Here is a 26,024-nt window from a genome sequence, read left to right on the forward strand (position 1 = left end):
ATCAATACACCCTGTTGTCGATGTAAAACTGGAGGAGCTAAATAAAAAACAACTTTTGGCCACGGATTCCCATGTCAGCGGGGCTAAAAGTTGCCCAGTTGAGCAAAGGTTTGCAACCACGCGTGGGCTGTTAACAGGGGAGTCGGAGAAAAGAACTTTTGCGTTTCGAGTATCAAAATCATAAAACAGCCTTATATACTTCTGGTTATGGCGAAGAATTCTCGAATCCGATACAGCGCGTCCATTAAACGTGGCGCGGCTGCAATCCTTACAGCAGCTGCAACTTCTGTCGCGCTGATCGCTGTGCCAGCAACTGCTTCGGCGCAGGATCTCGCAACAACTAGCTCCCAAATTCAAAACGATGCCCGCGAAGGTGCATGGGCAACCCGTAACAGCATCCAGGATCAGTTGGCTACTGTTGGCCCAGCAGCGCTTCCAGTGCGAGCAGCTGTTGATAATGCCATTAACGGTATGTTCCCTGGCCTTGTTGATGAGAAGATGGCAGCCGAGCAGGAGGCTGCACGCATCCAGGCTGAAAACGAAGCAGCTGCTGCACGTGAAGCTGAGCAAGCTCGCGCAGCAGCAGAAGAGGCAGCTCGTTTTGATCGTGGCTCTTGCCCTGCAAGCGCTGATGTGTGTGTTGACATTGATGGTGGACGCAGCTGGTTGCAGGATAATGGCCAGGTCACTTATGGTGCGGTTCCGGTATCTTCTGGCGGTATTGGTCAGGAAACCCCTCGCGGTACTTTCTACATCAACCGCAAAATTAAAGATGAGATCTCATACGAGTTCAACAATGCGCCTATGCCTTATGCCATGTACTTCACCAACAATGGACATGCATTCCACCAGGGTAATGTGGCAACAACCTCTGCAGGTTGTGTTCGACTAAACGCTCAGGATGCCATTTACTACTTCAACAATGTTGATATCGGCGACATGGTGTACATCTACTAAAATCTGATGCCGTTTAAGCGGGCGCTGTCACTGAATTAAGAATCGGTGGTAGGGCCCGATTTCATTGTGTTTTGGGTCCCCGGTTCGCGTGATTTATTTCATGTTTGATATGAGCGAGGAAACCGTGTAGCCTATATCGATGGTGTGTGTACATCTCATGTACTGCCCCATTTTTGAAGTGGAAAAACTTAAGACATCCCGTTTGGGAGTGTTCTGGAAAAGCGGAGGATATGGCTAAGGAAGGCGCTATTGAAGTTGAGGGTCGCATTGTCGAGCCTCTACCGAATGCAATGTTCCGCGTCGAGCTCGACAACGGACACAAGGTACTCGCCCACATCAGTGGAAAGATGCGCCAGCACTACATCCGTATCCTTCCTGAGGACCGCGTCGTTGTAGAGCTGTCGCCCTACGATCTGACTCGTGGACGCATCGTTTACCGCTACAAGTAAAAAGCTTAAAGCCTCCATAAATCAGGGCTGGTCGGGGATATCCCGGCTGGCTGACTCACCTTCAGGCATCGATGGCTGAAGCCCTGCGAATCACAATCCACCTCCCGGTTTCCGTCCGGGGAAAGCATTGCTTGGCAGGGGCGATTATGGGGAAAACCATCGCAACAACCGGAAAGGTAACTGCCACATGGCACGTCTAGCTGGTGTTGACCTCCCACGCAACAAGCGTATGGAAGTCGCTCTCACCTACATCTACGGAATCGGCCCAGCCCGTTCCAAGCAGCTTCTCGAGGAGACTGGAATCTCCCCAGATCTGCGCACCGACAACCTCAGCGATGAGCAGCTTTCTGCTCTTCGTGACGTAATTGAAGGCACCTGGAAGGTCGAGGGTGACCTCCGCCGCCAGGTACAGGCTGACATCCGTCGCAAGATCGAAATCGGTTGCTACCAGGGCATCCGCCACCGTCGTGGCCTGCCCGTTCGTGGTCAGCGTACCAAGACCAATGCGCGTACTCGTAAGGGTCCTAAGAAGACGATCGCCGGAAAGAAGAAGTAAAAAATGCCTCCAAAAGCACGCACTAACGCGCGCCGCACAGGCCGTCGCGTTGTAAAAAAGAACGTTGCTAACGGCAACGCTTACATCAAGTCCACCTTTAACAACACCATCGTTTCGATCACTGATACCAACGGTGCTGTCATCTCTTGGGCTTCCTCTGGCCACGTCGGATTCAAGGGCTCCCGTAAGTCCACTCCGTTCGCTGCTCAGATGGCTGCAGAGAACGCTGCCCGCAAGGCAATGGATCACGGCATGAAGAAGGTTGACGTTTTCGTCAAGGGCCCAGGATCAGGCCGCGAGACCGCTATCCGTTCCCTCCAGGCTGCAGGCCTGGAGATCGGTTCGATCTCCGACGTGACCCCACAGCCACACAACGGCTGCCGTCCACCAAAGCGTCGTCGCGTTTAATAGGGAAGGAAAGGTAATACAAAATGGCTCGTTATACCGGCCCAGCAACCCGTAAATCCCGTCGTCTGCGCGTCGACCTCATCGGTGGAGACATGGCGTTCGAGCGCCGTCCGTACCCTCCGGGACAGGCTGGCCGTGCACGCATCAAGGAGTCCGAGTACCTGCTGCAGCTCCAGGAGAAGCAGAAGGCTCGTTTCATCTACGGCGTCATGGAAAAGCAGTTCCGTCGTTACTACGCCGAGGCTAACCGTCGCCCAGGCAAGACCGGTGACAACCTGGTTATCTTGCTTGAGTCCCGCCTCGACAACGTCGTTTACCGCGCAGGTCTGGCACGCACCCGTCGTCAGGCTCGTCAGCTTGTTTCCCACGGTCACTTCACCGTGAACGGCAAGGCTATCGACGTTCCATCATTCCGCGTTTCTCAGTACGACATCATCAATGTTCGTGAGAAGTCCCAGAAGATGAACTGGTTCGAAGAGGCTCAGGACAACTTGGTCGACGCAGTCGTACCAGCTTGGCTCCAGGTCGTTCCTGAGAACCTGCGCATTCTTGTGCACCAGCTCCCAGAGCGCGCACAGATTGACATCCCACTACAAGAGCAGCTCATCGTCGAGCTTTACTCGAAGTAGTTTCTGCTTACCCGGCTGCCCCGGGTGCACAGGAATCTTCCGAATTTTTTAAAAACATCCTTCATGGCTTAAAAGCCTTTACCGACGTCAAATAGCGGTCGTCACTCAAGGAGAGTTCAATGCTCATTTCACAGCGCCCAACCATCACCGAAGAATTTGTTGATAACGCACGTTCTCGGTTTGTTATCGAGCCACTGGAGCCAGGCTTTGGCTACACGCTTGGTAACTCCCTGCGCCGTACCCTGCTGTCTTCCATCCCAGGAGCTGCAGTAACCAGCGTCAAGATCGACGGTGTACTCCACGAGTTCACCACCATCAGCGGTGTTAAGGAAGATGTTTCTGACATCATCTTGAACATCAAGGGATTGGTTTTGTCTTCTGATTCCGATGAGCCAGTTGTTATGCAGCTGGTCAAGGAAGGCCCAGGAGTTGTTACTGCCGGCGACATTCAGCCACCAGCAGGCGTGGAGATCCACAACCCGGATCTGCACATCGCAACCCTGAACGAGACCGCCAAGATTGAGATTGAGCTCATCGTCGAGCGTGGACGTGGCTACGTCCCAGCAACGGTTACTGCAACCGGTGGAGAGATCGGCCGCATTCCGGTTGATCAGATCTACTCCCCAGTACTGAAGGTCAGCTACAAGGTGGAAGCTACTCGTGTTGAGCAGCGCACCGACTTTGACAAGCTGATCATCGACGTTGAGACCAAGAACTCCATTACTGCACGTGACGCTCTGGCGTCGGCAGGCAAGACCCTGGTTGAGCTGTTCGGTCTCGCACGCGAGCTGAACATCGCAGCCGAAGGCATCGAGATCGGACCATCTCCTCAGGAGACCGAGTACATCGCTGCTTACAGCATGCCAATCGAGGATCTGGACTTCTCCGTCCGTTCCTACAACTGCCTCAAGCGCGAAGACATCCACACCGTGGGTGAACTCGCAGAGCGCGCTGAGTCCGATTTGCTGGATATCCGCAACTTCGGACAGAAGTCGATCAACGAGGTAAAGATCAAGCTTGCTGGCCTGGGTCTAACCCTGAAGGATGCTCCTGAAGACTTCGATCCTTCAACTCTTGAAGGTTATGACGCCGAAACTGGTGGCTACATCGATGTCGAGGCGGAAGATTCCGAGTAAGTCGCATGGTCCAATCTTTGGGCCGCGCTAAATCAACGTACAAGGAGTACATCTAATGCCTACCCCTAAGAAGGGCGCCCGCCTCGGCGGATCCGCAAGCCACCAGAAGAAGATCCTCTCTAACCTGGCTGCATCTCTGTTCGAGCACGGCGCAATCAAGACCACCGATGCCAAGGCTAAGGCTCTGCGTCCATACGCTGAGAAGCTGATCACCAAGGCTAAGTCCGGTACCGTTGCGGATCGCCGTAACGTTCTTGCACTGGTTCCTAACAAGGAAGTTGTTGCATACCTGTTCAACGAGCTTGCACCTAAGTTCGAGAACCGTGCAGGTGGTTACACCCGCATCATCAAGCTGGAGAACCGTAAGGGCGACAACGCTCCTATGTCCCAGATCTCCCTCGTTTTGGAGGAGACTGTCTCCGCAGAAGCATCCCGCGCAACCCGCGCAGCTGCTTCCAAGAAGGCTGCTGAAGAGGCTCAGGCTGAAGAGGCTGAGACCGAAGAGGTAGCAGAGGCTCCAGCTGAGGAGACCGCAACCGAAGAGGCTGCAGAAGAGAAGTAAATTTTCTCTAACTCCGCATTAAATGCTCGTAGTGAACAACGTTTACTGCGGGCATTTTTTATATATCTTTTCCCCGCCCGGCTGCAGCAAGCAGCTGTAAAGGTGGGGCGTGGCGTCGAAAAGCAAAAATAGAAGGGCAGACATGGACAATTCAACGGTGCGCATCCGGCTGGATCTGGCGTATGACGGCACGGATTTTCATGGCTGGGCGAAGCAGGGGACCAGCGAACTACGCACGGTGCAAAAAGTGTTGGAAGACAATTTGAGCATGGTGTTGCGTGAACCTGTTGAATTGACCGTGGCCGGGCGAACGGATGCGGGTGTGCATGCAGCTGGCCAGGTGGCGCATTTTGATGTTCCGGTGCAGGCTTTAGAGCAGCGCAGCATTGATGGCGATCCCACCAAATTGGTTAGGCGCCTGGGCAGGTTGCTGCCTGATGATATTCGCGTGCACGGCGTACGTTTTGCCGAGCCCGGGTTTGACGCCCGGTTTTCCGCATTGCGCAGGCACTACGTGTATCGCATTACGACGCACCCTGCCGGCGCACTCCCAACCCGCCGGTATGACACGGCGCAGTGGCCAAAACCCGTGGACGTCGAGCGCATGCAATTAGCTGCCGATGCGTTGCTGGGCCTGCATGACTTCGTGGCGTTTTGTAAAGCAAAGCCCCACGCGACAACGGTGCGTGAATTACAAAAATTTGAATGGCGCGATGTATCCACTGATATCGAGCCACAGGTATATGAAGCCCATGTGGTGGCAGATGCCTTTTGCTGGTCAATGGTGCGCTCGCTTGTTGGATCGTGCATGGCAGTGGGAGAGGGGCGACGATCATCCGGTTTTACTGCAGAATTGCTAGATGCAAGTGAGCGCAGCCCGATGGTTCCTGTAGCACCTGCGAAAGGTTTAAGCCTGGTTGGCGTTGATTATCCAAGCGCTGATAAGTTACAGGAAAGAGCTCAGGAAACCCGGGCTGTCCGGGAGTTTCCTGACGTGTCCGCGAGCCTAAAACTAGAAGATCAATAAAAGGGACTAAACTCGTTTTTCGTATCTTTCAGTCATCACGGCTGTTTAGAAGACGCGCGCCACGAAATTGGCACAATCACAAGAAAGTGAAGTGGAAACCTAGATGCTGACGACACTATGGATTGCGGTGTTGGTTTTTACCGTTCCAGGATTGGTCGTCTCGTGGGTTTCTGGATTAAAAGTGCCGTGGGCTATCGCAGCGTCCATCCCCGCCACCTTTGGTATTTATGGTCTTTCCGCGTGGTTGCTAGGCATGTGGGAGATGCGTTTTGATCTCCACTCGGTAGTTATATCCACCTTGGTGTTCGCCGCAGTTGCTTTAGTATGGCGGCTGTTGTTTGCTGGCGGTTGGTTGTGGCGCAGGCGTAAAGCACGGATCCGTAGGCAAGCACTTGTAGAGGAAGAGCCTGCTGAAGATTTGGATGTTTCGGCAGAAGAACCAGAAACCCCGCAACGCCGTGGTTTTTGGCGTTTTCTCTTTGATTACATGCGCACCGGTGGCATTTTAGACCACCGGTGGTTGCTCCCTGCAGCAGGTTCGATTGCTGGCGCATGGCTGATTATTGACCGAGCAGTGGACCTGCTTTTGAGCACCGAACATGGTTTGGGCGATATTGTCCAAGGCTGGGACGTGCACTGGCATGCCTCAACGGTGCGTTTCATTGACGAGACCGGTATCGCATCATCAACCATGATGGGGCAGCTGCGCAACATTGAAACGCAGCAAGACTTGTTCTATCCCAGCGCATGGCACGCAGGTGCCTGGGTGCTTTCTGATGTGGGCAACTTGACCATCGTTGAAGCCACCAACCTAACCGGTATTGTGCTGTCCGGTTTACTGCTGCCGTTGGCCATAACGTTGATTGCCTGGCGGATGATCAACAACCGTGGGTTAACAGCTCAGATCGGTGCAGGTCTTGCAGGATTAATCACCATGGCATCCCCGGTGTTGTTCTGGGTTGGCAACTACGTGGGAGCTTGGCCATATGTTGCAGCAATTGGTGCATCCGGCGTTGTGCTTGCGCTGTTTATGTCTACACCTGCGGTCCCGATCAGGATTTTTGCAGCTGCGCTGGCGTTCATGGGAATGTTCCAGCTGCACCCAGCTCCGGCAACAATTGTGATCATGGCCTTGCTGCTGTGGTGGGTATTTAACCTTCTGGTAATTCCAAGCCGCAAAGTAAAGGGCTGGAAAGCAGGGATTGGCATCCGATTAAAGGATGTTTCAGTTCTAGCAATCACGGGCATCATTGGTGTGATTTTGATGCTGCCTCAGGTGATTTCCGGTTCCGAGCAAACAGAAGATGTGCTGTCTTATTCCGCAGAGGAACAAGTCACCCGCGGTGAATCATGGCTGATGTCGATCTTCATGGAAACACGTCACGTTGATTTCTTTGGTGATATTGATATCACCCCAGTACTAGTCTTCGCTGCAATCGGTGGTGTGATTGCACTGATTTGGCGTGGCAACCTGTGGGCACCGCTGTTCTACTTTGCCAGCGTCGCGCTAACAGCGAACTCTTTGAAGCCTTTTGACCAGCCGTGGGGTGATTGGCTCAATATTGTTGGTGGATTGCATTACTCCACTGGACACCGTTTGATCATGCCAGTAGCCCTATTTACTTTTGCTGCTGCGGGCATCGGCATGGCTGCATTGATTCGGTTGATCTGCCTAGGTCCCATCAAGAAGTTCGCCGCTGTGTCCGGTGTGGTTTCTGTAGTGATGGCACTAGTTGTTTCAGTGCCATTGCAGTCATGGGCAAAGGACTTTGTGGAGCAAGGATCAGAAACCACGATTCTTGCACCACACAATGATGAACGCATGGTCAGCAACAATGACCTAGCTGCATGGGATTGGTTGATTAAGCAGCCAGGCGGTGCAGACATGAACATCATGGGTGATCCAGCAGATGGCAATGGCTGGATGTACGCCTACAACGGCTTGCACTCAGTGGCTAGACACTACGCATGGCCAGCAGCAGGAGAAGGATCTGCAACAGCAATGTTGTTCTGGTGGCCACAACTACTTGGCGTGGGTACTGAAGAAAACCCAGACCAAGTCAATGATGTAGATCAAGCTGCTCGTGACCTCAACGTTGGTTACTTCATGATCAGCCCGTGGACGTTCTGGGACTTCCAGATCCCGAACTTCCGCCAGATTGATCTGCTATGGGAAACCCCAGGTGTGACACCGGTGTACAAGAAGGGCGACTCAGTGATCTTCGCAGTCAACGATATGTTCACCGACGCTGAACTTGATCAAATGCGTGCTCCTGGAAATTCCCCAGAGCCACTGCCAGAGCTCCCTACTTTGGGTGAGCTTGGTTTGGCAGAAAATGAAGATGAATGGGATCAGACCTATTACCATCGTCCAACGGTCCCAGCTGGCGAAATCCCTGAGTCAACGACAGATGAGGTTCTGTACGCACCAGATCCCACCAAACCTCACACGGTACCTAACTGATTACAAGGAGTATTCAGTAAAATACCCACAGTTGGTGAAACCTAGTTTTCGATAAACAGGCTCACCATCTTCCGAGGCTTGCAACACGGCGGTGCCATAACCTAAATCGCGTGCAGCATGCAGCGTTGCCAAGGTGATGGCTCCGCCGAAGCCTTGTCGACGCTCACTTTCAAGCGTGGAGATATTGTAAATCCCGGCCACCCCTGAATGCAGGAAAGCTTCCGCCGAACACACTGCGCGGCCTTGAACATAGCCGACTAGATAGATCGCTGGTGAATCCTTAGCTAAAGCAAATTTTGCAGCTTCGGAATAGAAACGCCTCACAGTTTCAGCCGGTGGATTCCAATTCGCGGAAAGAACCGCAGCATAATCTTCTAACTCTTTAACAGTTGTCACGATTCGGATTTCTAAACCTTCAGCAGTTGCTTCAGGCAGCGGCTGGGTTAGATCTTTCCACATGCCGCCTTCGGTTTCAGATGCGCTCCACTGGGCTTTTTCCAGGAGTTCGCCGAGGTTTTCAGGAGTTGATGCTGGTCCGACCCACCAGGAAAACGGACGTTGTGTGTTTTTAACGTAAGTGGTGGTTTCAGCAATGCGGTTGACTGCTGTGTTTGAGGTAAAACTAGCGCCTGCAATGATGTTGAAGGTGTCATCATCAAGACCACTATCTGCAATGAGGAGATCATTGGTCTGCGTGATTGTTGCTCCATCAAGATGTCGGTGCAGATGGCAGGAATGTTTCGCCAGGTTGTTTTCTAATGCGCGTTGTAATTGAAGTAGATCGTTCATGGAGCTTCATTCTATGATGCGCCGCATGACCTGTGGCTCAGGAGATGAAGAGCTGGTGCCAAACAAACCTAGGCACCGCCATATTCGACCAAAAATGTGTTTGCTGGATGCTTCCTTGGTCACCAGTGCTGGTTTTAAGATCTTGAAACCAGCGTAGGCGACCAAGAACTTCAATTCCCCAACCCTTTTTGGTCGCTATACAAAGTAAAGCAGGAGCCCTGAAAAGTAACGCACAAATCAGCAGCCATTGGGGGGACGGGGGCTAATAGCGGTGGCCAGATTGCAACTGTAGTTGGTTTGGGTCCTATAACCATCCGATAAACAGCACACACGACCAAATCCATAGGAGCTCACAAAATTCTTGGTCGCCAGATCAAATGTGCAGGCCCGGAAACGGTCGTATTTGACCAAAACTTGCTCTTGGAAGAGCTCGCTTGGTCTCTAAGTGAAGTGGGGTGGAAAAACTGAGATTGAGCCCAGAAAAAGTGATTCCACAGATTCACTTCTAAGGCTCTTACAGGCCCTGGGTGATACAAACACTCATGTGGAATTTTCAGTGGCTTAAATGGCTTGTTAGAGGCATTCGTTAAAAATGATGGTTGGCCAACCGCAGGGGATTAAGCAGTATCGCGAAAATAGCGCATGACTTTAAAAAACCTACCCATTGTTAGACTGCAAAATCCGCCATTTGGTTCCCTGAAAGGCCATTTTGAGAACTTTCCCACTTCGACTAGCCCCGTAACCTGGATTAGCACTAAGGTTCCAGCTCAAGGGGATTTTTAACGCTGGGGGAATACATGGCTGAAGGTATGTTGATGCCCACGACATCGGCGCAGGTGTCGGGGCATAAATTTCTAGTTCGGCGCATTGAGCACGGGCTGGTGATGGGCGATGTGCGCATGATTCATGATCCGTTGAGTAGGCGTCGCCGGGCGTTGATTTTTGGTGCAGTGGCGTGTGTGATGCTGGCGGTGGGATCGTTGGCGTTGGCTATTTTTCGCCCGGCCATGGATCCGGCAGATGCGCCGTTGATTCGTTCGGAATCTGGGGCGCTTTTTGTTCAGCTTGATGGGGTGGTGCATCCGGTTGCCAATATGGCGTCAGCGCGGTTGATTTTGGGGGAACCTGTCGAGCCGGTCAATGCCAGCGATGTGATCATTACTGAGATGCCACGCGGGGTGCCGATGGGGTTGCCGGATGCACCGGGGATTTTTAGCACTCCAACAGATGAGGAGCCGGAGCGCGATTGGTTTGTGTGCCAGGACGTTGGCACGGGGGACCTGCACGTTGTGGTCACTAGGGATGGGCTAGGGCCTACCCTAATTGCGGAAGGAAATGGGTGGCTGGGGGCGTCGAAAAGCGAAAACGGTGAGGTGAGCTGGCACCTGATCACCGCAGACGGACGCCGCGAATTGCCAGCGTGGGACAGCCCGCACGGGCGTATTATGCGCCGCTACCTGGGGATTTCCGATCATACCCCGCGCATTTACCTCACCACCGAACTACTCAACGCGATCCCGGAGCGCAGCGCCATCGCCTTCCCAAACCCGCTACCTGAGCTTGTCGACGCCTTCCCCCGCAGCTGGTTACGCGCCGACGGGGCGCTCGCGGAGATCACGCTACTGCAGCGTGCTGTGCTTATCGACGCCGGCTCCAGTGTTTTCTCCGACCCCACCGCAGTCTTGGGCCTGCATCCAGATATCGATGCTTCATTACAGCTGCCCGCTGACACAGTTGCGTGGCAAGATTTATCCGGTGGTTTTGCCTGCGCGGACGGCGAAGGCCAGATGGGATTTTTGGAAACTTTAGAATCTGGTGTGGAGCTATCGGGGGATTCCCGCGCAAAAAGCTTTAGCACGCACACTGGTGGGGCCGTGGGCGTGGACAGCGGATTCGGCTACTACGTGGTCTCTGATGTTGGGCTAACGCATGCTGTTTCTAGTGGTGAAGAAATGGTGGCATTGGGGTTAATGGATGTTGATGTCGTGCCGTGGAGCGTATTGAGGTTGCTGCCGCAGGGGAGTGAACTGAGCCGGAAAACTGCACTCGCGCCTGCATATTAAAGAGTATGGTGGCCTTACATGAGTGCATTAGTTGACCCGGACAGTACTTTTTTAAAGACCATCGGAAAACTGAGCAACAGCTTGTCCATTGGTCGAGGGGTGGATCAAAAAGAAGTAATCCCCAAAGGTTGGAACGCCCATTGGGAAGCCGTGAGGAAACTGAAAAAAAGCTTTTCCGGGATTCCCGATGGCCAGCGGGTGCGGTTAGCCAAGAAAACTTCCAACCTTTTCCGAGGACGATCTGATTCAGGTGTCGGCTTAGATGTATCGGGCCTTGCCGGGGTTATTGCCATTGACCCCATCAACGCCACTGCTGATGTGCAAGGCATGTGCACGTATGAAGATCTAGTCGATGCCACGTTAAGTTATGGGCTGATGCCTTTGGTCGTGCCCCAACTAAAAACCATCACCTTAGGTGGTGCGGTGACTGGAATGGGTGTGGAATCCACCTCTTTCCGCAACGGACTGCCACACGAATCCGTGTTGGAGATGGACATTTTTACTGGCACTGGGGAGATCGTGACGTGCTCGCCAACCCAGAACGTGGATCTTTACCGAGGCTTTCCCAACTCATATGGTTCACTTGGCTATGCAGTCCGGCTAAAAATTGAACTTGAACCGGTCCAAGATTATGTGCAGCTGCGCCATGTTCGCTTTAACGATCTGGAGTCGTTGACCACAACTCTTGAAGAGGTTTCAACTTCAAAGGAATTTGATGACCAGCCAGTTGATTATTTAGACGGCGTGGTATTTTCACCCACCGAAGCCTACTTGGTTTTAGGTACCCAAACCTCTCAACCTGGGCCTACCAGCGATTACACCAGGGACACAAGCTACTACCGTTCCCTGCAGCACCCAGAAGGTGTTTTATACGATCGCCTCACCATCCGCGATTACATCTGGCGTTGGGACACCGATTGGTTCTGGTGCTCCCGAGCCTTTGGCACCCAAAACCCAGTGGTGCGCAAATTCTGGCCTAGAGATCTTCTGCGGTCAAGCTTCTATTGGAAAATCATTGGTTGGGATAGGAAATATTCCATCGCAGACCGCTTGGAAGCCCGCAAAGGCCGGCCTGCCCGGGAACGTGTTGTGCAAGACGTAGAAGTCACAGTGGATAAACTTCCCGAATTCCTTGAGTGGTTTTTTGCCTCCTGTGAGATCGAACCCGTGTGGCTGTGCCCAATCAAACTACGGGACACTTCCGAGGTAGCCGTTGAATCTGGGGAAATTTTAAATTCCCAAGATGCCCTTGATGCCGGTGCTGATGAACACCCGTGGCCGCTGTATCCCCTTAAAAAGGACGTGCTGTGGGTCAATATCGGATTTTGGTCATCAGTTCCTGTTGATCTGATGGGCTCCGATGCACGAGAGGGAGCATTTAACAGAGAGATTGAACGCGTCATGGCAGAGCTAGGCGGACATAAATCGCTGTACTCCGAGGCGTTTTACACCAGGGAAGACTTTGAACAGCTCTATGGCGGAAAGATCCCCACACTGTTGAAGAAACGTTGGGATCCTGACAGCCGATTCCCTGGTTTATATGAAAAGACCGTAAAAGGAGCCTAAGATCGCTCACTGTAGGTAGAGGCTCGTGGTCACTACTGGTGGCCACAAAAATATGCCGATAATTACACAAAGAGAAAGCACAGAATTATGAGTAACGCCGTAGCGCAGGACCTCATGACCATCGCCGACATCGTCGAGGCCACGACCACTGCACCCCTTCCATTCCACATCACTGCTTTTGATGGAAGCTCAACTGGTCCTGAAGATGCTCCCTACCAGCTGCATGTTGCTAACACCGATGCAGTATCTTATATCGCAACCGCCCCAGGTGACCTGGGATTAGCACGCGCCTACCTCATGGGTGATCTGATCGTTAAAGGTGAACACCCCGCGCATCCTTACGGCATTTTCGATGCTCTGCAAGAGTTCTACCACTGCTTTAAACGCCCAGACGCATCCACCACGTTGATGATCATGCGGACGTTGCGCAAGATGAACGCCCTAAAGTTCCAAGAAATCCCACCAATGGAACAAGCACCCGCATGGCGCAAAGCACTGATCAATGGGCTTGCCTCCAGGCATTCAAAATCTAGAGACAAAAAAGCCATTAGCTACCACTACGATGTGGGCAACGAGTTCTACTCACTGTTTTTAGATGAGTCCATGACTTATACCTGCGCGTATTACCCAACACCAGAAGCAACCCTGGAAGAGGCCCAAGAAAACAAATACCGCCTTATCTTTGAAAAGCTGCGCCTCAAAGAAGGAGATCGCCTCCTTGATGTGGGATGCGGCTGGGGTGGAATGGTGCGCTACGCCGCCAAACACGGTGTGAAAGCAATCGGTGTCACCTTATCTGAACAGCAATATTTGTGGGGCCAGGAAGAAATTAAACGTCAAGGACTAGAAGACCTGGCAGAAGTTCGCTTCATGGATTACCGCGATGTACCCGAATCTGATTTTGATGCGATCTCAGCCATCGGTGTCATCGAGCATGTTGGTGTGAACAATTATCCTTCCTACTTTGAGAAACTCAGCAGCAAACTCAAACCAGGTGGGTTGATGCTCAATCACGGAATCACCTACCCAGACAACCGACGCCGCCAGGCTGGTGCGTTTATCGATCGCTATATTTTCCCAGACGGTGAACTCACCGGCTCTGGCACCGTCATCAAACACATGCAGGACAACGGATTTGAGGTACTGCATGAAGAAAACTTACGTTTTGATTACCAACGCACGCTTAGTGCATGGTGCGAAAACCTCAAAGAAAACTGGGATGAAGCAGTAGCTCTTGCTGGTGAACCCACCGCCCGTCTTTTTGGTTTATACATGGCAGGTTCAGAATGGGGATTTGCCCACAATATTGTTCAGCTCCACCAAGTGCTGGGAGTGAAACTCCATGAGCAGGGAAGTCGCGGAGAAGTTCCTGAAAGAATGTGGTGGACTGTCTAAACAAACAATCTTTGTTTGAAAATCTGCTAGGGACAGGTGCTAATTGTGGGTAAACTCGATTAGCAATTAGCGACTGTCCTTTTCCCGCGTGCTTTTGCAGCCATACAACATATTTCAGGATGCATCTTTACTTATGCCCATGTCACCATTGATGTTTAGTGAGGTTTCCTTTTTGAGCACGGGGATATTCAATTAACCCATGGGCACGATGCGAGAAATGGTCAGTGACCGCATTGACCGGCTACAAGAAGCGCATGCGCGTTCAAAGCAGAAGAAGTTCGGCTTCTTAGTTCGTCCAGGCACCCTCATTTTGGGTTGGTTGGTCACGATCATCGGGCTGATCACCATCCCATTGCCAGGTCAAGGCTGGTTAACAACCTTCATCGGTGTGGGTATTTTATCGCTTGAGCAAAAATGGGCGAAGAACCTACTGGGGTGGGGAGTGCATCAATATGACCGCTTCTTCACCTGGTACGGCAAAAAATCATTCCGTTTCCGCATGGCCATGTTGGCATTGATGATCCTGCTGATTTGGGTGGTGTTTATCGTGACATTTTGGTTGATGTGGCACGCTGGCACCATTCCGTGGGCTGATGAGTTTTTCACCTGGTTGGGGTTGAGCCGCTAGTTTTCCAGGAGCGGGAATTAGACAAGAGTTGGCGAATCTTAATAAAAATTAATTTGGAGATAGCTGAAGAAAAACTGATTGAGTGGCATAGCAAATGAACTATCTTGGTGGTAGATTGGTGATTTTCTGTAGTCGCGACGCAATCTCTTCTACATCAGGATGATATGTAGCGACATCAGTAATGAGGGCGAAAAAGTCATCGTCAGAAATTGCCGAATCGTGTATCCCATGAACTTGAAGCATCAAAGCACTAAGCAGGGCACCTAGTCGTTTGTTTCCATCAATCAATGGGTGGTTTGCTTCGATACTGCTCAGAAGTGCAGCAGTTTTGTGCCATATGTCGGGGTATAAATCCTGACCTTCAAATGTAGCCCAAGGGCGCTCAACTGCAGCGGATAGTAATCCCCAATCACGGGAATAGAAACCATGTTCCTCCAACCACGGACGTAGAGACTCTAATTGGAAGAATTCACGTGGATCGTTCATGCGTCTTTAAGTCTTTCCATTAATGCGCTTCGTCTTGAGAAAATTTCATCTAGCGCATTTGATGTGGTTGCGCGCGCTTGGACTTGCTCCCATTCTTGCTTGATGAGAGAAGTGATCACTTGTTGCTTAGATTTTCCTTCAAAAGCCGCGAGCTCAGAAAGTTGTTGGGATTCCTGAGGTGTTAAACGGAGATTCATAGCCATTCCTCAATAGTACTATTTTGGTACCAAATTTTGAAGGGGTGAGTAGAAGTTAATTCACGCTACTGTTTCGTTGTAGCCCAAACACCACAGCCAACACCGTGAGAATCCCAACGATAACTGCCATTACTATGAGACTTCGCTGCCGTGGTGAATCATCCGGCGGTGCAGGAACACTTAAGGCGATCTCACGAACTAGGGGAGTCGTGGGATACATCTCTTGGGTTAAAGCAAGGTAGGGGTCGATTGCTCCTCTGGCAGGGTCGATGCTGTTGAAGATCCGTGTGCGAATTTCTTCAGGTGTGGCAAAAGGAAAATGTTGCCGAAGCAGTGCTGCGGTAGCGCTGACAACGGGAGCTGCAAAACTTGTTCCTTCGAAGGGGCTTTCACCTGCGGTGGTGATCATGTGGCTGGCAAACCCGTCGCCGCGTGGTGATAGACCGGCGGGGATATGGCTTGGGGCAGAGAGGACTTGTTGGTTTCCTGGCATGGAATATTCTGCGAGGGTGTGTGAGTCAAAGCGTGCGGACACTGAAAGTACTGTGTCTGAATGTGCTGGATAAACAATAGAACCGATGGGGCAATCTTGGCCGAGGTTTCCGGCGGCAGATACGACGATGACACCTTGGTGTTCTGCGCGGTTGAGGGCATCGGTGAGAGGTTGGAAGGCATCGATACCTTCGGGGATATCTGATAAACAAGACACCACAGAAATGTTGATGATGTGCGCGTCGGCATCAAGTGCGCGGTGGATTGATTCGGCCAGAGTGCTAAGTGTTCCCACGGAGGAATCTTCGCGGGTGCGTACATAGGAACTGGTTTGTTTGATTGAAATGATCCCGGCGTCTGGGGCTACACCAATATAAGGGTCGGAGCTGCCGTCATAGGGCCAGCCTGTGCCGGGGTTTCCTTTAGAAGCTATAACCCCTGCGACGATGGTGCCGTGGCCGTCGCAGTCAATGAGTTCTCCTGGAAGATCTGGGCTTTGGTGGGCATTGACAAAGTCACCGCCGGGAACCAAATGGGGTAGGCGGGGATGAGGGGATACTCCGGTGTCGATAACTGCAACCATCACGCCTGCCCCAGTTGCTAGCTCGTGGGCTTGTGAAAGTGATTGGGCTAAATGTTCATCGAGTGCGGCTGATGATGGATCTGTGATTGCAACTTCGGGGCAGGGTAGGGCTTCAACTTCTTGGGCCGTTGAGATGGGAGTGGTAGATAACATCAAGGCTGCCACCAAGCTGATGGAAAGTTTCCGGCACATTTATCCACCGAATCCAATATCAAGTGCACGCAGCATCCCAAACACATCAAGTAAATGCAGTGCGAGTGGCAGGCTAACGGCAAGGCAGAGAGATTCCAGTCGTTCTAGCCACACAATGGTGGTGGGTTCTAGCGTGGGGATTGTAGAAATCCACAAAGCAACGGTGATCAGCACTGCCATGATGACAACCGCGCCAATTAAAGTGACGATGGAGTGTGAGCGGGCAACTGAACATGTTAGAGCTATAAAGCTTAAGGCAGAGAGCGTCATCAATGACCACGTGGGAACGGCGGCTTGGTGTCGGTTGGCGTGAAGCAGGGTTGCCACAGCGATACACAGGCAAAAGATGGTGCTGGTCCACGTTGCTGGGGTGGTGACCAGCAATATTAAAGGCCCGCTGATAACCGTGATGCCTAGGATCTGGGCGTCGAAAAGCGTCTTGGTTTTGTGGATTTTTATATCCGGATTGGTCATGGTGAGGTCGCTGACGGAGAGATCTTCGCCGGCGGTGGGCAGGGTGGGTACGCGAAGGCCTGCGAGTGATGCTGCAATTTTCGGGGCAAAGCAGATCCCGATCGTGGCTAAAGTGACCGTGGTTGCTGCTGGTCCGCTGAAATCTTCGGTTGCGTTTTTGTCCCAAAGCGCGGTGATTGAGCCCAGTGTGAAAAGGCATATTCCTGCAGTGGCCAATGTGGCGATAAGCAGAAGTGGTGGGTGGTAGACCACGTGAACGACTAAGCATGCTACTAAAACGGCGCAGGAAGATGAAAGAAGTATCCAGGTCCACGACCACGAACCTGCATCACCACTGCCTGCAACCAGCAACGCCACCGCCACTCCTGCGCCAACAATGATCAAAATCGGCAGGATATTTCTGAGAAGAGGTGTGCGTGACCCCGGGAGGAACAACAACAAAAGTGCACACAGAGCAGCGAAAATCCCGATGCGCCCAGGAAGAGCGATGCCAGAGGCCGCCGGGCTGGATAATAAAACCGCGCTTCCACATAACCCAGCGAAGGTCATCAATTCAACTAGATAACCGTTGCGGTGTTCGGAAGATAACTCCACCAAAGCTTCTGCCACATCGCGGACAACGGGCGCTTCCAAATCTCGTTCGGGTGATAGCACCACTACGCTTCCTTGCTCTACTTGAGTTTGGGAGAGCGGAATGCCGCAATCAATGGGACTTCCCGCTGCGGTGTGGGCAACCCATGGCCTGGAAATGCGAGGAGCTTGGGTGAGTTCTAAGACTTCGTCCAAGATGTCAGCAATGCTTGAACCTGCTGGTAGTGACATATCTGCTACGGCGGCTGGTGTATCACCAACCGCAAGGTCGATTCGGATGCTTACTCTTAAGGCATTAGAGATCGCCAAAATTTTTCAAACCCCCAAATTAAAAAATCCCCCAATGATGTGTAGTTGAGTATGCCAGCAAACATGCCTGCGTAGCAGTGTTGGTGAGAATTCCCCCAATTTTGAAAAGTAGGGAACCTTTTGGCTGATTTTGCAGTCAAACCCTATTGATAGCCCTTTTTTAAAAAAGGACCTAACGCCGCAGAAGCAACAGGGAAACTCGGGGGAGTTGAACAATTCATGACAACATCGATGGAATCACAACAGGTATCTGAACATGTTGTAGAGCCTTTAACATGGCCAGAACGTGATCCGGCACCGCCACTGCCAACGGAACCACTGATTGCAGAAACCGTGCCGCAAGCGGTACGACCAAAACCGAAACCGCTGCTCAAAGTACTCATGCCAGTGATCATGGTGGCTATGGTTTTAGCGATGGTCGGTCTAATGATCCTCACCAGCGGCCAGCTCAACCCCATGGTTTTAATTTTTCCTTTGATGATGGGAATGAGCGTGTTGATGATGTTCGCCCCACCTGAAGGTGATGATACTGATGAGATCCGGCGTACTTATTTACGCCACTTGGGGGCATTGCGGGCAAAAGCCACTGAACATGCAGCGATGCAGCGCAGACATGAATGGCACAGGCATCCGGATCCTTCCACATTGTGGTCAATGCTGGGCAGTAGGCGGATGTGGGAGCGCGCTAAAGATGATCAAGATTGTTTAGAAATCCGTTTTGGTTTGGGTGTGACCAGGCTTGATCCAGCGATCACCGTCAGTGATTCCGGTGCGCCGGAAGATCTCGATCCGGTGTGTGCGGTGTCGTTGCGTCACACCATTAGGGATGTGGGCTCGGTGCAAAGCATGCCGGTGTCAGTACAGCTGCAGGCCTTTCGTTTCATTGGGCTTAATGGGGCGGGCGCGCATGATTTGGCGCGTGCGTTGGTGTTGCAGTTGTTGTATCACCACGGCCCAGAAGTAGTGGGCATTAAAGCGATCGGGGAGTCTAATTGGGAGTGGCTGAAATGGGTGCCGCATACGCGTGATCTGGACAAAGCAGCCTTCCGGATTTTGTTGGTGGATTCCGTGTTGACCAACGGCACTGAAAGCTACATTGATGATCCCAAATGGACCACGATCATTAATGTCGGCGCCCAGGCGAGCACCGCGTTGGGCCAGCTGGCGGAGGATGAGGGGCTGCTGCTGCACGTCGATAAGCGTTTGCAGGTAACCACCGCCCACGGCGTGGAGGAGCTGGGTACACCGGATGCGGTGAGCTTGGAGCTTGCGGCTGCCTTTGGCCGCCGGATGACTGCTTTTCGACGCACCCCCACAGCACACGCCGCCATTTCCGGGGAATTGTTGTCCTTGTTGGGAATCGAAGATGTGGAGCATTTAACTCCGGAAACTTTATGGGCGACCAAGCGGACTCAACCGCGCACGCGTCTGGCGGTGCCGTTGGGACTCAACGCCTCGGGACAGCCGATGGTGTTGGATTTGAAGGAATCCGCCCACGGTGGAATGGGGCCGCATGGGTTGTGCATCGGTGCAACAGGCAGCGGAAAATCCGAATTGCTTAGAACGCTTGTTCTAGGGTTGTCTATCACTCATTCGCCTGAAGAACTAAACCTGGTGCTGGTTGATTTCAAGGGTGGTGCCACCTTTTTAGGCTTTGAGCAATTGCCACATACGTCTGCGGTGATCACCAACCTGGAGGAAGAATCAGTGCTGGTTGAACGCATGCACGATGCGATTTCCGGTGAAATGAACCGCAGGCAAGAAGTACTTCGCCAGGCCGGAAGTTGCGCCAACGTGGATGAATACAACCAGCTAGAGGGTGTTACCCCGATGCCAGCGCTGCTCATTGTCATTGATGAATTTTCTGAACTTCTAGGCCAGCACCCTGATTTTGCTGATCTTTTTGTTGCAGTCGGCCGGTTGGGGCGTTCCCTTCATATTCATTTGTTGCTCGCCAGCCAGCGCTTGGAGGAGGGACGGCTTCGTGGCTTGGATTCTCACCTGTCCTACCGCATTGGCCTGAAAACTTTCTCCGCTTCTGAATCTCGCCAGGTTTTAGGTATTACCGACGCATATCAATTACCCAGTCAACCCGGTGCAGGTTTTTTAAAATCCGATGTTGATACCGTCACCCGATTCCAGGCAAGTTACGTTTCCGGCCCCATTGTGCGTCGCCACCGCCTTGCGCCAACACAATCTCGGGTGCGGCTTTTTGCTGGGTGGGAAGAGGCGGAAGAAGACATCGTTGTTGAAACAGGAAAAGAATCGCTTATCGACGCCGTGGTCACCCGCGCAATCACCGCAGCTAATAAGCGGGGCTTAAGCGCTCATCGCATTTGGTTGCCACCACTTCCCGCAGAAGTATCCATCGGTGCGTTGGCTGAAGATATCGGTGAATTACGTGCCGTTATTGGGATGATCGACAGGCCATACCAGCAACGCCAAGACCCATTAGAAATCAATTTCTCACTTAGTGGTGGTAGTGGACACTGGGCTATTTGCGGTGGGCCACAAACCGGAAAATCAACAGCATTGCGCAGCATCGTTGTGTCCATGGCAGCTACCCACAGCACAGAGCACATTAGATTCTACGTGCTTGATTTATCCGGAACCTCGCTGGAAAACCTCTCCCGATTACCCCACGTTGCCGGAGTGGCAGGACGTAAAGATCCAGAACGAGTCCGCCGCGTTGTCGATGAAGTACAAGGACTGATCAACCACCCAGAACAACGCCACACCTTCCTCATTGTTGATGGCTGGCACACCATCACCCAAGAATTTGAAGAACTTTTTGACGCCTTTGTCAGCATCGCCGCCAACGGCTTAGCCGCTCGAGTCCATCTAGTGTTAAGCACCCAACGCTGGAGCTTAATCAGACCCGCCGTTCGAGACCTGATAACCGGCAGGATCGAATTGAAGCTGGGCGAAGCAATGGATTCTGTCATCGACAGAAAAGCACAACTGCGCGTTCCCGCAAAACCTGGCAGAGGTCTCAACCTTGATAAAGAACACATCTTGATTGCTCAAACTTCAACCCAAGACGTCGCCCAAGTAAGCCTCATGGCGAAAGAGCAAGGCTGGCAACCAGTTCCACAACTGCATGTGCTCCCAGCACAGATCCTCTTGCATGAACTTCAATCCACTACCGCGCCGGGAATCCCGATTGCACGAGGCGGAGCAGAGCTTTCTACTTTGACCTGGGATCCAGAAACAAGCCGCCACCTTTTAGCTTTTGGTTCCCAAGGTTGCGGTAAATCTTCACTAATCCGCACGATTGTTACAGGGCTGACCATTGTTGGGCGTGACAAAGCCCGCCTAGTGTTTTTTGATCTTCGCCGCACCCACCTTGATCTCGTGCCAGCCGATATGCTGGCTGCTTATTGTGCGACATCAACGGCAGTGCACAACACGGTCAAAGATATGGTGACCACGCTATCTGCCAGGCTTCCCGGCCCGGGTGTCACTGCCCAAGAACTCCGCGATCGGTCCTGGTGGCAAGGCCCTGATATTTACCTTGTCATTGATGATTATGATCTGCTTCCCGCAGGTACGCTGCATCCACTGCGCGAGATCATCCCGCATGCCCGTGACGTCGGCCTGCACATCGTGCTTGCCCGCAAAGCAGGCGGCGCATCACGCGCGCTATATGATCCGGTGCTCGCTGAGATCAAGGACCAATCACCGCAGGTAGTGCTTTTCGACGCCGACCGCGACGAAGGTGCCATCCTAGGCATTAAGCCCTCGGCCCAACCACCTGGACGCGCCACAATGTCCATCCGAGGTGAAAATATTGGTGTTGCACAGATGGCACGAATGGGTGATGAATCATGAGTATTGAAACTATCGCCATCACAGTTTTAGAAACCGTCACGATCTTTGATGGCCCTGAAACCATTTACCGTTATGACCTCACCGCAGAAGGCATTCTGGATGGATGGGCATTGCCTGCCGTGTTGGATCAAACACAACAAATCGCTGCAGATAATTGGCCATCAGTAGACGTGGTGGTCGATGCCACAGATGCTGTGGTTGAAGCCCTAACAACGATGTTTTCTTCCAAGGGGGTGAAATGCAGTGGGGTTGAGATTGAGGTGGAAAAACCTCCTGTTGAACAAGCACCCAAAATTGACCGCCCCACCAGTGGAAAGCAGGTCCGCCACTTCTACGGCATCAAACCGCTTCATCTGGTGTTGGTGAGTGTGCTTGTTGGATCAATAGCAGGGGTGTGGTTGATTTCAGGATTTATGGGGCCAGTGGATTCACCGCCAGTGGATAAGGTGGTGGAAATTGAAACGGAGGAGGCGTCGATAAGCAATCAACCCCAGCCACAGCCGACCGTGCTGGTGACCGAGGACTTGCTTATTGAGGCACCTTTTGGCTTTGAACTGCGAAGCGACGGGCAGTCGCGCTACCTGGAAGGCCCTGATCCGAACCTGCGCATCCACATCGGTGTCGACCCACTGCACGGCGCAGACGCCGAGCTGGTCGCAGAGGAACTGCGCAGACTTATCGCGGACGACCCTGTGCTAGAAGAAATTCCGGCAGGGCAGTGGGGTGAGAAAACCACCATCGACTACCGCGAAACCCCCGGCGATGGCTCCAATGTGTTGTGGGTGACCTGGTTTGGAGCCGACCGACAATTCAACGTTGGATGCCACAGCAAAGCCGCAGAAACCCTTGTTCACAAGGCACAATGCCGCAGCGTGATTGAACACCTGACGCTGAAATAACTCCTGCAATAAGGGCAAAATAAAAAAGTTTTGAAAAATAGGGAACCAAAACGCGATTTTTACAGTCCAACATAGATAGGAAAGGCAAAAAGACTTTTCCGGGGGAACACCAGAAAAACCTGGTGAACTTAAAAACCATTTCGTTCGAGGAGGGGCGAACCAATGTCGAATCTTTTTAGGACAGAATCCGATGTCATGCTGGCCACCGCAGGCCAGGTAGACGATACAAACGACCAAGTCCAAAGCGAACTCAGCCGACTGCGTGGAGTTGTTGATTCCGTACGCGGAAGCTGGGCTGGACAAGCACAAGTCAGCTTCGATGCGCTGATGAACCGCTGGAATGCATCCGCACGCCAGCTCCAAGAAGCACTGGCATCAATCTCCGACAACATCCGACACAATGCCCGCAGCTTTGAAAACACTGAAGCTGATAACTCCCAGGCATTCAACGCTGTCGGTGCAGGCGCCGGTGACAGCGCTGGACTACCACTGTAAAACTCTCAAAGAAGAATTAAGGAACCAAGAACATGGATATGATCCGCTATGAATTCGGTGCCATCCAAGGTGCCGCAACCGACATCAACTCCACCTCAGGCCGCATCAACTCACTTCTTGATGGCCTAAAATCCCAACTCCAGCCCATGGTGGCGAGCTGGGAAGGTGAATCCAGCGAAGCGTACAACGAAGCGCAGCTCAAGTGGGACCGCGCAGCAGCAGAGCTAAACACCATCCTTGCCACCATCTCCAACACCGTTGCCCAAGGCGCTGAGCGTATGTCTGACGTTAACCGCCGCGCAGCAGCAAGCTGGGGTGCATAAGGACTAAAAAACTATCGCGGGGGTTTTGTTGAAAGATTGTAGAGGCGAAAACACACCCCAGTTTTTCTAAATTCTTCTCTCACCCCGCCCGCTGAAGAAAGAAGGTCATCAGCTTTATAGCTGGTCACTTTCTTTTTGGTATTTTGATAGCCGAGATAGTACACTTTTATCTTTGTGTGTGGAGTCAAACCTCCTCTTATTAAAGGGAAGCGTTTGCACAGCAGGGCAAATTCGGGTCACCACCGGCCGCCGAACTTGATCCTTCCTCAACATATACCTGGCTGGCAGTTCTAGACAGACTAATTCAAGGAGTCATAGTGTCTACTTACCACCCGAAGAGCGGTGACATCACCCGTAAGTGGTACGTCATCGACGCCACTGACGTGGTCCTGGGTCGCCTGGCAACTCACGCCGCTGACCTACTTCGCGGCAAGGGCAAGCCTTTGTTCGCACCTAACGTTGACTGCGGCGACCACGTAATCGTGATCAACGCTGACAAGGTTGCAGTTACCTCCAACAAGCGCGAGCGCGAAATGCGTTACCGCCACTCCGGTTACCCTGGTGGACTGAAGTCCATGACCCTGGGTCGTTCCCTGGATCTGCACCCAGAGCGTACCGTTGAGGATTCCATCGTCGGCATGATGCCGCACAACAAGCTCAGCGCTGCTTCCGCAAAGAAGCTGCACGTCTTCGCAGGTTCCGAGCACCCATACGCTGCTCAGAAGCCTGAGACCTACGAGATCAAGAAGGTGGCCCAGTAATGTCCGAGCCTATCCAGAACGAGAACGTAGAGAGCAACGTCGCAGACGCTGCTGACATCGCAGCAGCAACCGCTGCAACCGAGGAGTTCACCAACACCATCGGTGACGCAATCGCAACCTCCTCCGAGGAAGAGACCATCGAAGCTGCACCAGTAGTTCTCGACGGCCCAATCCAGACCGTCGGTCGCCGTAAGCGCGCCATCGTTCGCGTCCGCCTTGTAGCTGGCTCCGGCGAGTTCAAGTGCAACGGCCGCACCCTGGAAGAGTACTTCCCTAACAAGCTGCACCAGCAGCTGATCAAGGCTCCTCTGGTCCTCCTGGACCGCGAGAACCAGTTCGACATCGTTGCAACCCTGAAGGGTGGTGGCCCAACCGGACAGGCTGGCGCATTCCGCCTCGCAATTGCACGTGCACTGAACGCATACAACCCAGCAGAGCGTGGACAGCTGAAGAAGGCTGGCTTCCTCACCCGTGACGCTCGTGCAGTTGAGCGTAAGAAGGCTGGTCTGCACAAGGCACGTCGTGCACCTCAGTACTCCAAGCGTTGATATTTACTCAACGTTTGCGCAAACCCGTTTCGCCGAATTTCTCGGTGGGGCGGGTTTTCCGCATTCTTGGGGTTTTGTGCTGTGAGATTAGAACGGTATAGGTCTGGGCGAGTATTGATATCGCACTGGGAACAGTAATGACTGCTAATGGATTTTTTTATGCAAGAGTCTATGGTGATCTACTACGAAAAGTGAGAATTCCTCATCTATAGCTTTTTCAAGTATGTAACTACGAGCGACGAAATGATCAATCATAAATAAGGCCAAAAGTACTTCTGACCGGGAACTTAGCCTTACTATAAGAGAATAGGGTCAGGCAAATACGTCCTTTTCCCTTACCGCTAGGTGCAAGGAAGATGGAGTTTCAATGACGAGATGAAGCATGATGACTCTGACAGTCTTGATGATCTGTAGTGTGGGTGTTTCCGGATGTGGCAATTATTTGGGAGATATCAACGTTAAAGGGCGCGCTGGTTTTTCGGTATCTGAATCTGGCGACCTTATTGTTCGTGTACAGCCGTGTGGTCTACCGATTGATACGGTCGACATGGCGGGCCCAATGCCGCAGGATCTACCACCCCAGGCAAACCCTCTGTATCTCGAATTAAGTGATCCCGACGGTCGTACCGATCCTTTTATAGTTGATCCCAGGAACTTAGAGTCTAGTTGGACGGTTGTAGCAGGTGAAGGGCTGCCGACAGATCCTGATGCGCTAATTATTGTTAATGCGAATGTCGAGGGTGAGAGTACTCAAACCTCACAGGTGTCAGCTTATATCAGGGATATTCAGGGTTTGAGTTCAGATCAAATCTATGTAGGGAACCTTGAAAGCTCACGAATTATTGATGAGAGTGAATTTCTTCATTGTCGCAAGTAGCGTGTGAATCAAACGTAAGCACACGATTTCTTCTTCGAGAAGATCCTGCACACCTCTAACCATGTATTTCTAAGCACCTGACACCTGGTCAATGACCACGAGGACCGTCTCGTGGTCATTGACCAGTCTTTTTCACCGTCTCTGCCTTCAGATCCTGTCTTAGCTGGGGGTGTCGCCTGACCTAAACCTGATACAGGTATGTCAGTGACGGTCAATTTCACAGCCTAATCTGGATTACGCTGACTTGGTTTTGGGGAATCAGTTGTTTCGTATCAGCGTCGTTATTTTGTTAATGACAAACAGTTAGTGTTCTGTGCGTTACGTTTACACAGCTTAA

At 52.2% G+C, this 26,024-nt stretch carries 26 protein-coding genes; 21 read left to right on the top strand and 5 right to left on the bottom strand.

Annotated elements, in window-relative coordinates; genetic code table 11:
• Window positions 1-207: 207 nt before the first annotated feature.
• The 9 genes from N24_RS03595 to N24_RS03635 all read left to right on the top strand — a co-directional run bounded on the left by N24_RS03595 (window position 208) and on the right by N24_RS03635 (window position 8,188).
• Window positions 208-957: a L,D-transpeptidase gene (locus N24_RS03595; RefSeq protein ID WP_096454405.1), complete on the top strand. Its 750-nt coding sequence runs from the start codon at window positions 208-210 to the stop codon at window positions 955-957.
• A 230-nt stretch (window positions 958-1,187) separates the two neighbouring features.
• Window positions 1,188-1,406, top strand: a complete 219-nt coding sequence (gene infA, locus N24_RS03600) for a translation initiation factor IF-1 (protein WP_003854422.1) — start codon at window positions 1,188-1,190, stop codon at window positions 1,404-1,406.
• 187 nt (window positions 1,407-1,593) lie between these two features.
• Window positions 1,594-1,962: a 30S ribosomal protein S13 gene (gene rpsM, locus N24_RS03605; RefSeq protein WP_096454407.1), complete on the top strand. Its 369-nt coding sequence runs from the start codon at window positions 1,594-1,596 to the stop codon at window positions 1,960-1,962.
• Between the two features lie 3 nt (window positions 1,963-1,965).
• Entirely contained in the window at window positions 1,966-2,370 is a 405-nt protein-coding gene (rpsK, locus tag N24_RS03610) for a 30S ribosomal protein S11 (protein WP_003854428.1), read from the top strand.
• 23 nt (window positions 2,371-2,393) lie between these two features.
• On the top strand, window positions 2,394-2,999 hold the full coding sequence (rpsD, locus tag N24_RS03615; RefSeq protein WP_096454409.1) for a 30S ribosomal protein S4: 606 nt from the start codon (window positions 2,394-2,396) through the stop codon (window positions 2,997-2,999).
• A 119-nt stretch (window positions 3,000-3,118) separates the two neighbouring features.
• Window positions 3,119-4,135 carry a DNA-directed RNA polymerase subunit alpha gene (locus N24_RS03620; protein ID WP_096454411.1) on the top strand — a complete coding sequence of 339 codons (1,017 nt, stop codon included), beginning with the start codon at window positions 3,119-3,121 and terminating at the stop codon, window positions 4,133-4,135.
• Window positions 4,136-4,190: 55 nt separating this feature from the next.
• On the top strand, window positions 4,191-4,697 hold the full coding sequence (rplQ, locus tag N24_RS03625) for a 50S ribosomal protein L17 (RefSeq protein ID WP_096454413.1): 507 nt from the start codon (window positions 4,191-4,193) through the stop codon (window positions 4,695-4,697).
• A gap of 142 nt (window positions 4,698-4,839) precedes the next feature.
• Window positions 4,840-5,724: a tRNA pseudouridine(38-40) synthase TruA gene (gene truA / locus N24_RS03630; RefSeq protein ID WP_096454415.1), complete on the top strand. Its 885-nt coding sequence runs from the start codon at window positions 4,840-4,842 to the stop codon at window positions 5,722-5,724.
• 103 nt (window positions 5,725-5,827) lie between these two features.
• Window positions 5,828-8,188 carry a DUF6541 family protein gene (locus N24_RS03635; protein ID WP_096454417.1) on the top strand — a complete coding sequence of 787 codons (2,361 nt, stop codon included), beginning with the start codon at window positions 5,828-5,830 and terminating at the stop codon, window positions 8,186-8,188.
• Here N24_RS03635 and N24_RS16525 read toward each other — a convergent pair whose 3' ends face one another.
• On the bottom strand, window positions 8,189-8,977 hold the full coding sequence (locus N24_RS16525; RefSeq protein WP_167382016.1) for a GNAT family N-acetyltransferase: 789 nt from the start codon (window positions 8,975-8,977) through the stop codon (window positions 8,189-8,191).
• On the opposite strand from N24_RS16525, the gene N24_RS16200 reads away from it, so the two are divergent.
• The 5 genes from N24_RS16200 (at window position 8,976) to N24_RS03665 (ending at window position 14,629) form a co-directional block, all read left to right on the top strand.
• The gene (locus N24_RS16200) at window positions 8,976-9,134 is read left to right on the top strand and encodes a hypothetical protein (RefSeq protein ID WP_157736394.1); all 159 of its coding nucleotides are present in this window, start codon (window positions 8,976-8,978) and stop codon (window positions 9,132-9,134) included. The two genes, N24_RS16525 and N24_RS16200, sit on opposite strands and share 2 nt — an antisense overlap.
• A 640-nt stretch (window positions 9,135-9,774) precedes the next feature.
• On the top strand, window positions 9,775-11,040 hold the full coding sequence (gene eccB / locus N24_RS03650; RefSeq protein ID WP_096454421.1) for a type VII secretion protein EccB: 1,266 nt from the start codon (window positions 9,775-9,777) through the stop codon (window positions 11,038-11,040).
• An 18-nt stretch (window positions 11,041-11,058) separates the two neighbouring features.
• Window positions 11,059-12,606 carry an FAD-binding oxidoreductase gene (locus N24_RS03655; RefSeq protein WP_096454423.1) on the top strand — a complete coding sequence of 516 codons (1,548 nt, stop codon included), beginning with the start codon at window positions 11,059-11,061 and terminating at the stop codon, window positions 12,604-12,606.
• 87 nt (window positions 12,607-12,693) lie between these two features.
• Window positions 12,694-14,001, top strand: coding sequence for an SAM-dependent methyltransferase (locus N24_RS03660; protein WP_096454425.1), 1,308 nt, complete (start codon window positions 12,694-12,696; stop codon window positions 13,999-14,001).
• Window positions 14,002-14,200: 199 nt separating this feature from the next.
• Window positions 14,201-14,629 (top strand): TIGR02611 family protein, encoded by a 429-nt coding sequence (locus N24_RS03665; protein ID WP_096454427.1) that lies wholly within the window; start codon window positions 14,201-14,203, stop codon window positions 14,627-14,629.
• A 99-nt stretch (window positions 14,630-14,728) separates the two neighbouring features.
• On the opposite strand, the gene N24_RS03670 is transcribed toward N24_RS03665, so the two are convergent.
• From N24_RS03670 to eccD, 4 genes are read right to left on the bottom strand one after another with little or no spacing between them, the layout of a single operon-like run.
• Window positions 14,729-15,115, bottom strand: coding sequence for a type II toxin-antitoxin system death-on-curing family toxin (locus N24_RS03670; RefSeq protein ID WP_231910852.1), 387 nt, complete (start codon window positions 15,113-15,115; stop codon window positions 14,729-14,731).
• A complete protein-coding gene (locus tag N24_RS03675; protein ID WP_096454429.1) occupies window positions 15,112-15,312 on the bottom strand; it encodes a hypothetical protein in 201 nt (66 codons plus the stop codon). The genes N24_RS03670 and N24_RS03675 overlap by 4 nt, the downstream gene beginning before the upstream one ends.
• 55 nt (window positions 15,313-15,367) lie before the next feature.
• Entirely contained in the window at window positions 15,368-16,579 is a 1,212-nt protein-coding gene (gene mycP / locus N24_RS03680; RefSeq protein WP_096454431.1) for a type VII secretion-associated serine protease mycosin, read from the bottom strand.
• On the bottom strand, window positions 16,580-17,956 hold the full coding sequence (eccD, locus tag N24_RS03685; protein WP_408607600.1) for a type VII secretion integral membrane protein EccD: 1,377 nt from the start codon (window positions 17,954-17,956) through the stop codon (window positions 16,580-16,582). It abuts the gene before it with no gap.
• A 216-nt stretch (window positions 17,957-18,172) separates the two neighbouring features.
• On the opposite strand from eccD, the gene eccCa reads away from it, so the two are divergent.
• The 7 genes from eccCa (at window position 18,173) to N24_RS03720 (ending at window position 25,687) form a co-directional block, all read left to right on the top strand.
• The gene (eccCa, locus tag N24_RS03690; protein ID WP_167382017.1) at window positions 18,173-21,784 is read left to right on the top strand and encodes a type VII secretion protein EccCa; all 3,612 of its coding nucleotides are present in this window, start codon (window positions 18,173-18,175) and stop codon (window positions 21,782-21,784) included.
• Window positions 21,781-22,683 (top strand): type VII secretion-associated protein, encoded by a 903-nt coding sequence (locus tag N24_RS03695; protein ID WP_096454437.1) that lies wholly within the window; start codon window positions 21,781-21,783, stop codon window positions 22,681-22,683. The genes eccCa and N24_RS03695 overlap by 4 nt, the downstream gene beginning before the upstream one ends.
• A gap of 162 nt (window positions 22,684-22,845) precedes the next feature.
• On the top strand, window positions 22,846-23,178 hold the full coding sequence (locus N24_RS03700) for a WXG100 family type VII secretion target (protein ID WP_096454439.1): 333 nt from the start codon (window positions 22,846-22,848) through the stop codon (window positions 23,176-23,178).
• A 32-nt stretch (window positions 23,179-23,210) separates the two neighbouring features.
• Entirely contained in the window at window positions 23,211-23,501 is a 291-nt protein-coding gene (locus N24_RS03705; protein WP_096454441.1) for a WXG100 family type VII secretion target, read from the top strand.
• A 317-nt stretch (window positions 23,502-23,818) separates the two neighbouring features.
• Complete coding sequence (gene rplM, locus N24_RS03710) at window positions 23,819-24,262, top strand: 50S ribosomal protein L13 (protein WP_096454443.1); 444 nt, start codon at window positions 23,819-23,821, stop codon at window positions 24,260-24,262.
• Window positions 24,262-24,810 (top strand): 30S ribosomal protein S9, encoded by a 549-nt coding sequence (rpsI, locus tag N24_RS03715; RefSeq protein ID WP_096454445.1) that lies wholly within the window; start codon window positions 24,262-24,264, stop codon window positions 24,808-24,810. Before rplM ends, rpsI begins: the two co-directional genes overlap by 1 nt.
• A 382-nt stretch (window positions 24,811-25,192) precedes the next feature.
• Entirely contained in the window at window positions 25,193-25,687 is a 495-nt protein-coding gene (locus N24_RS03720) for a hypothetical protein (protein WP_096454447.1), read from the top strand.
• The last annotated feature ends 337 nt before the right edge of the window (window positions 25,688-26,024 follow it).

The sequence above is a fragment of the Corynebacterium suranareeae genome, from assembly GCF_002355155.1.
Taxonomy (GTDB): Bacteria; Actinomycetota; Actinomycetes; order Mycobacteriales; family Mycobacteriaceae; genus Corynebacterium; species Corynebacterium suranareeae.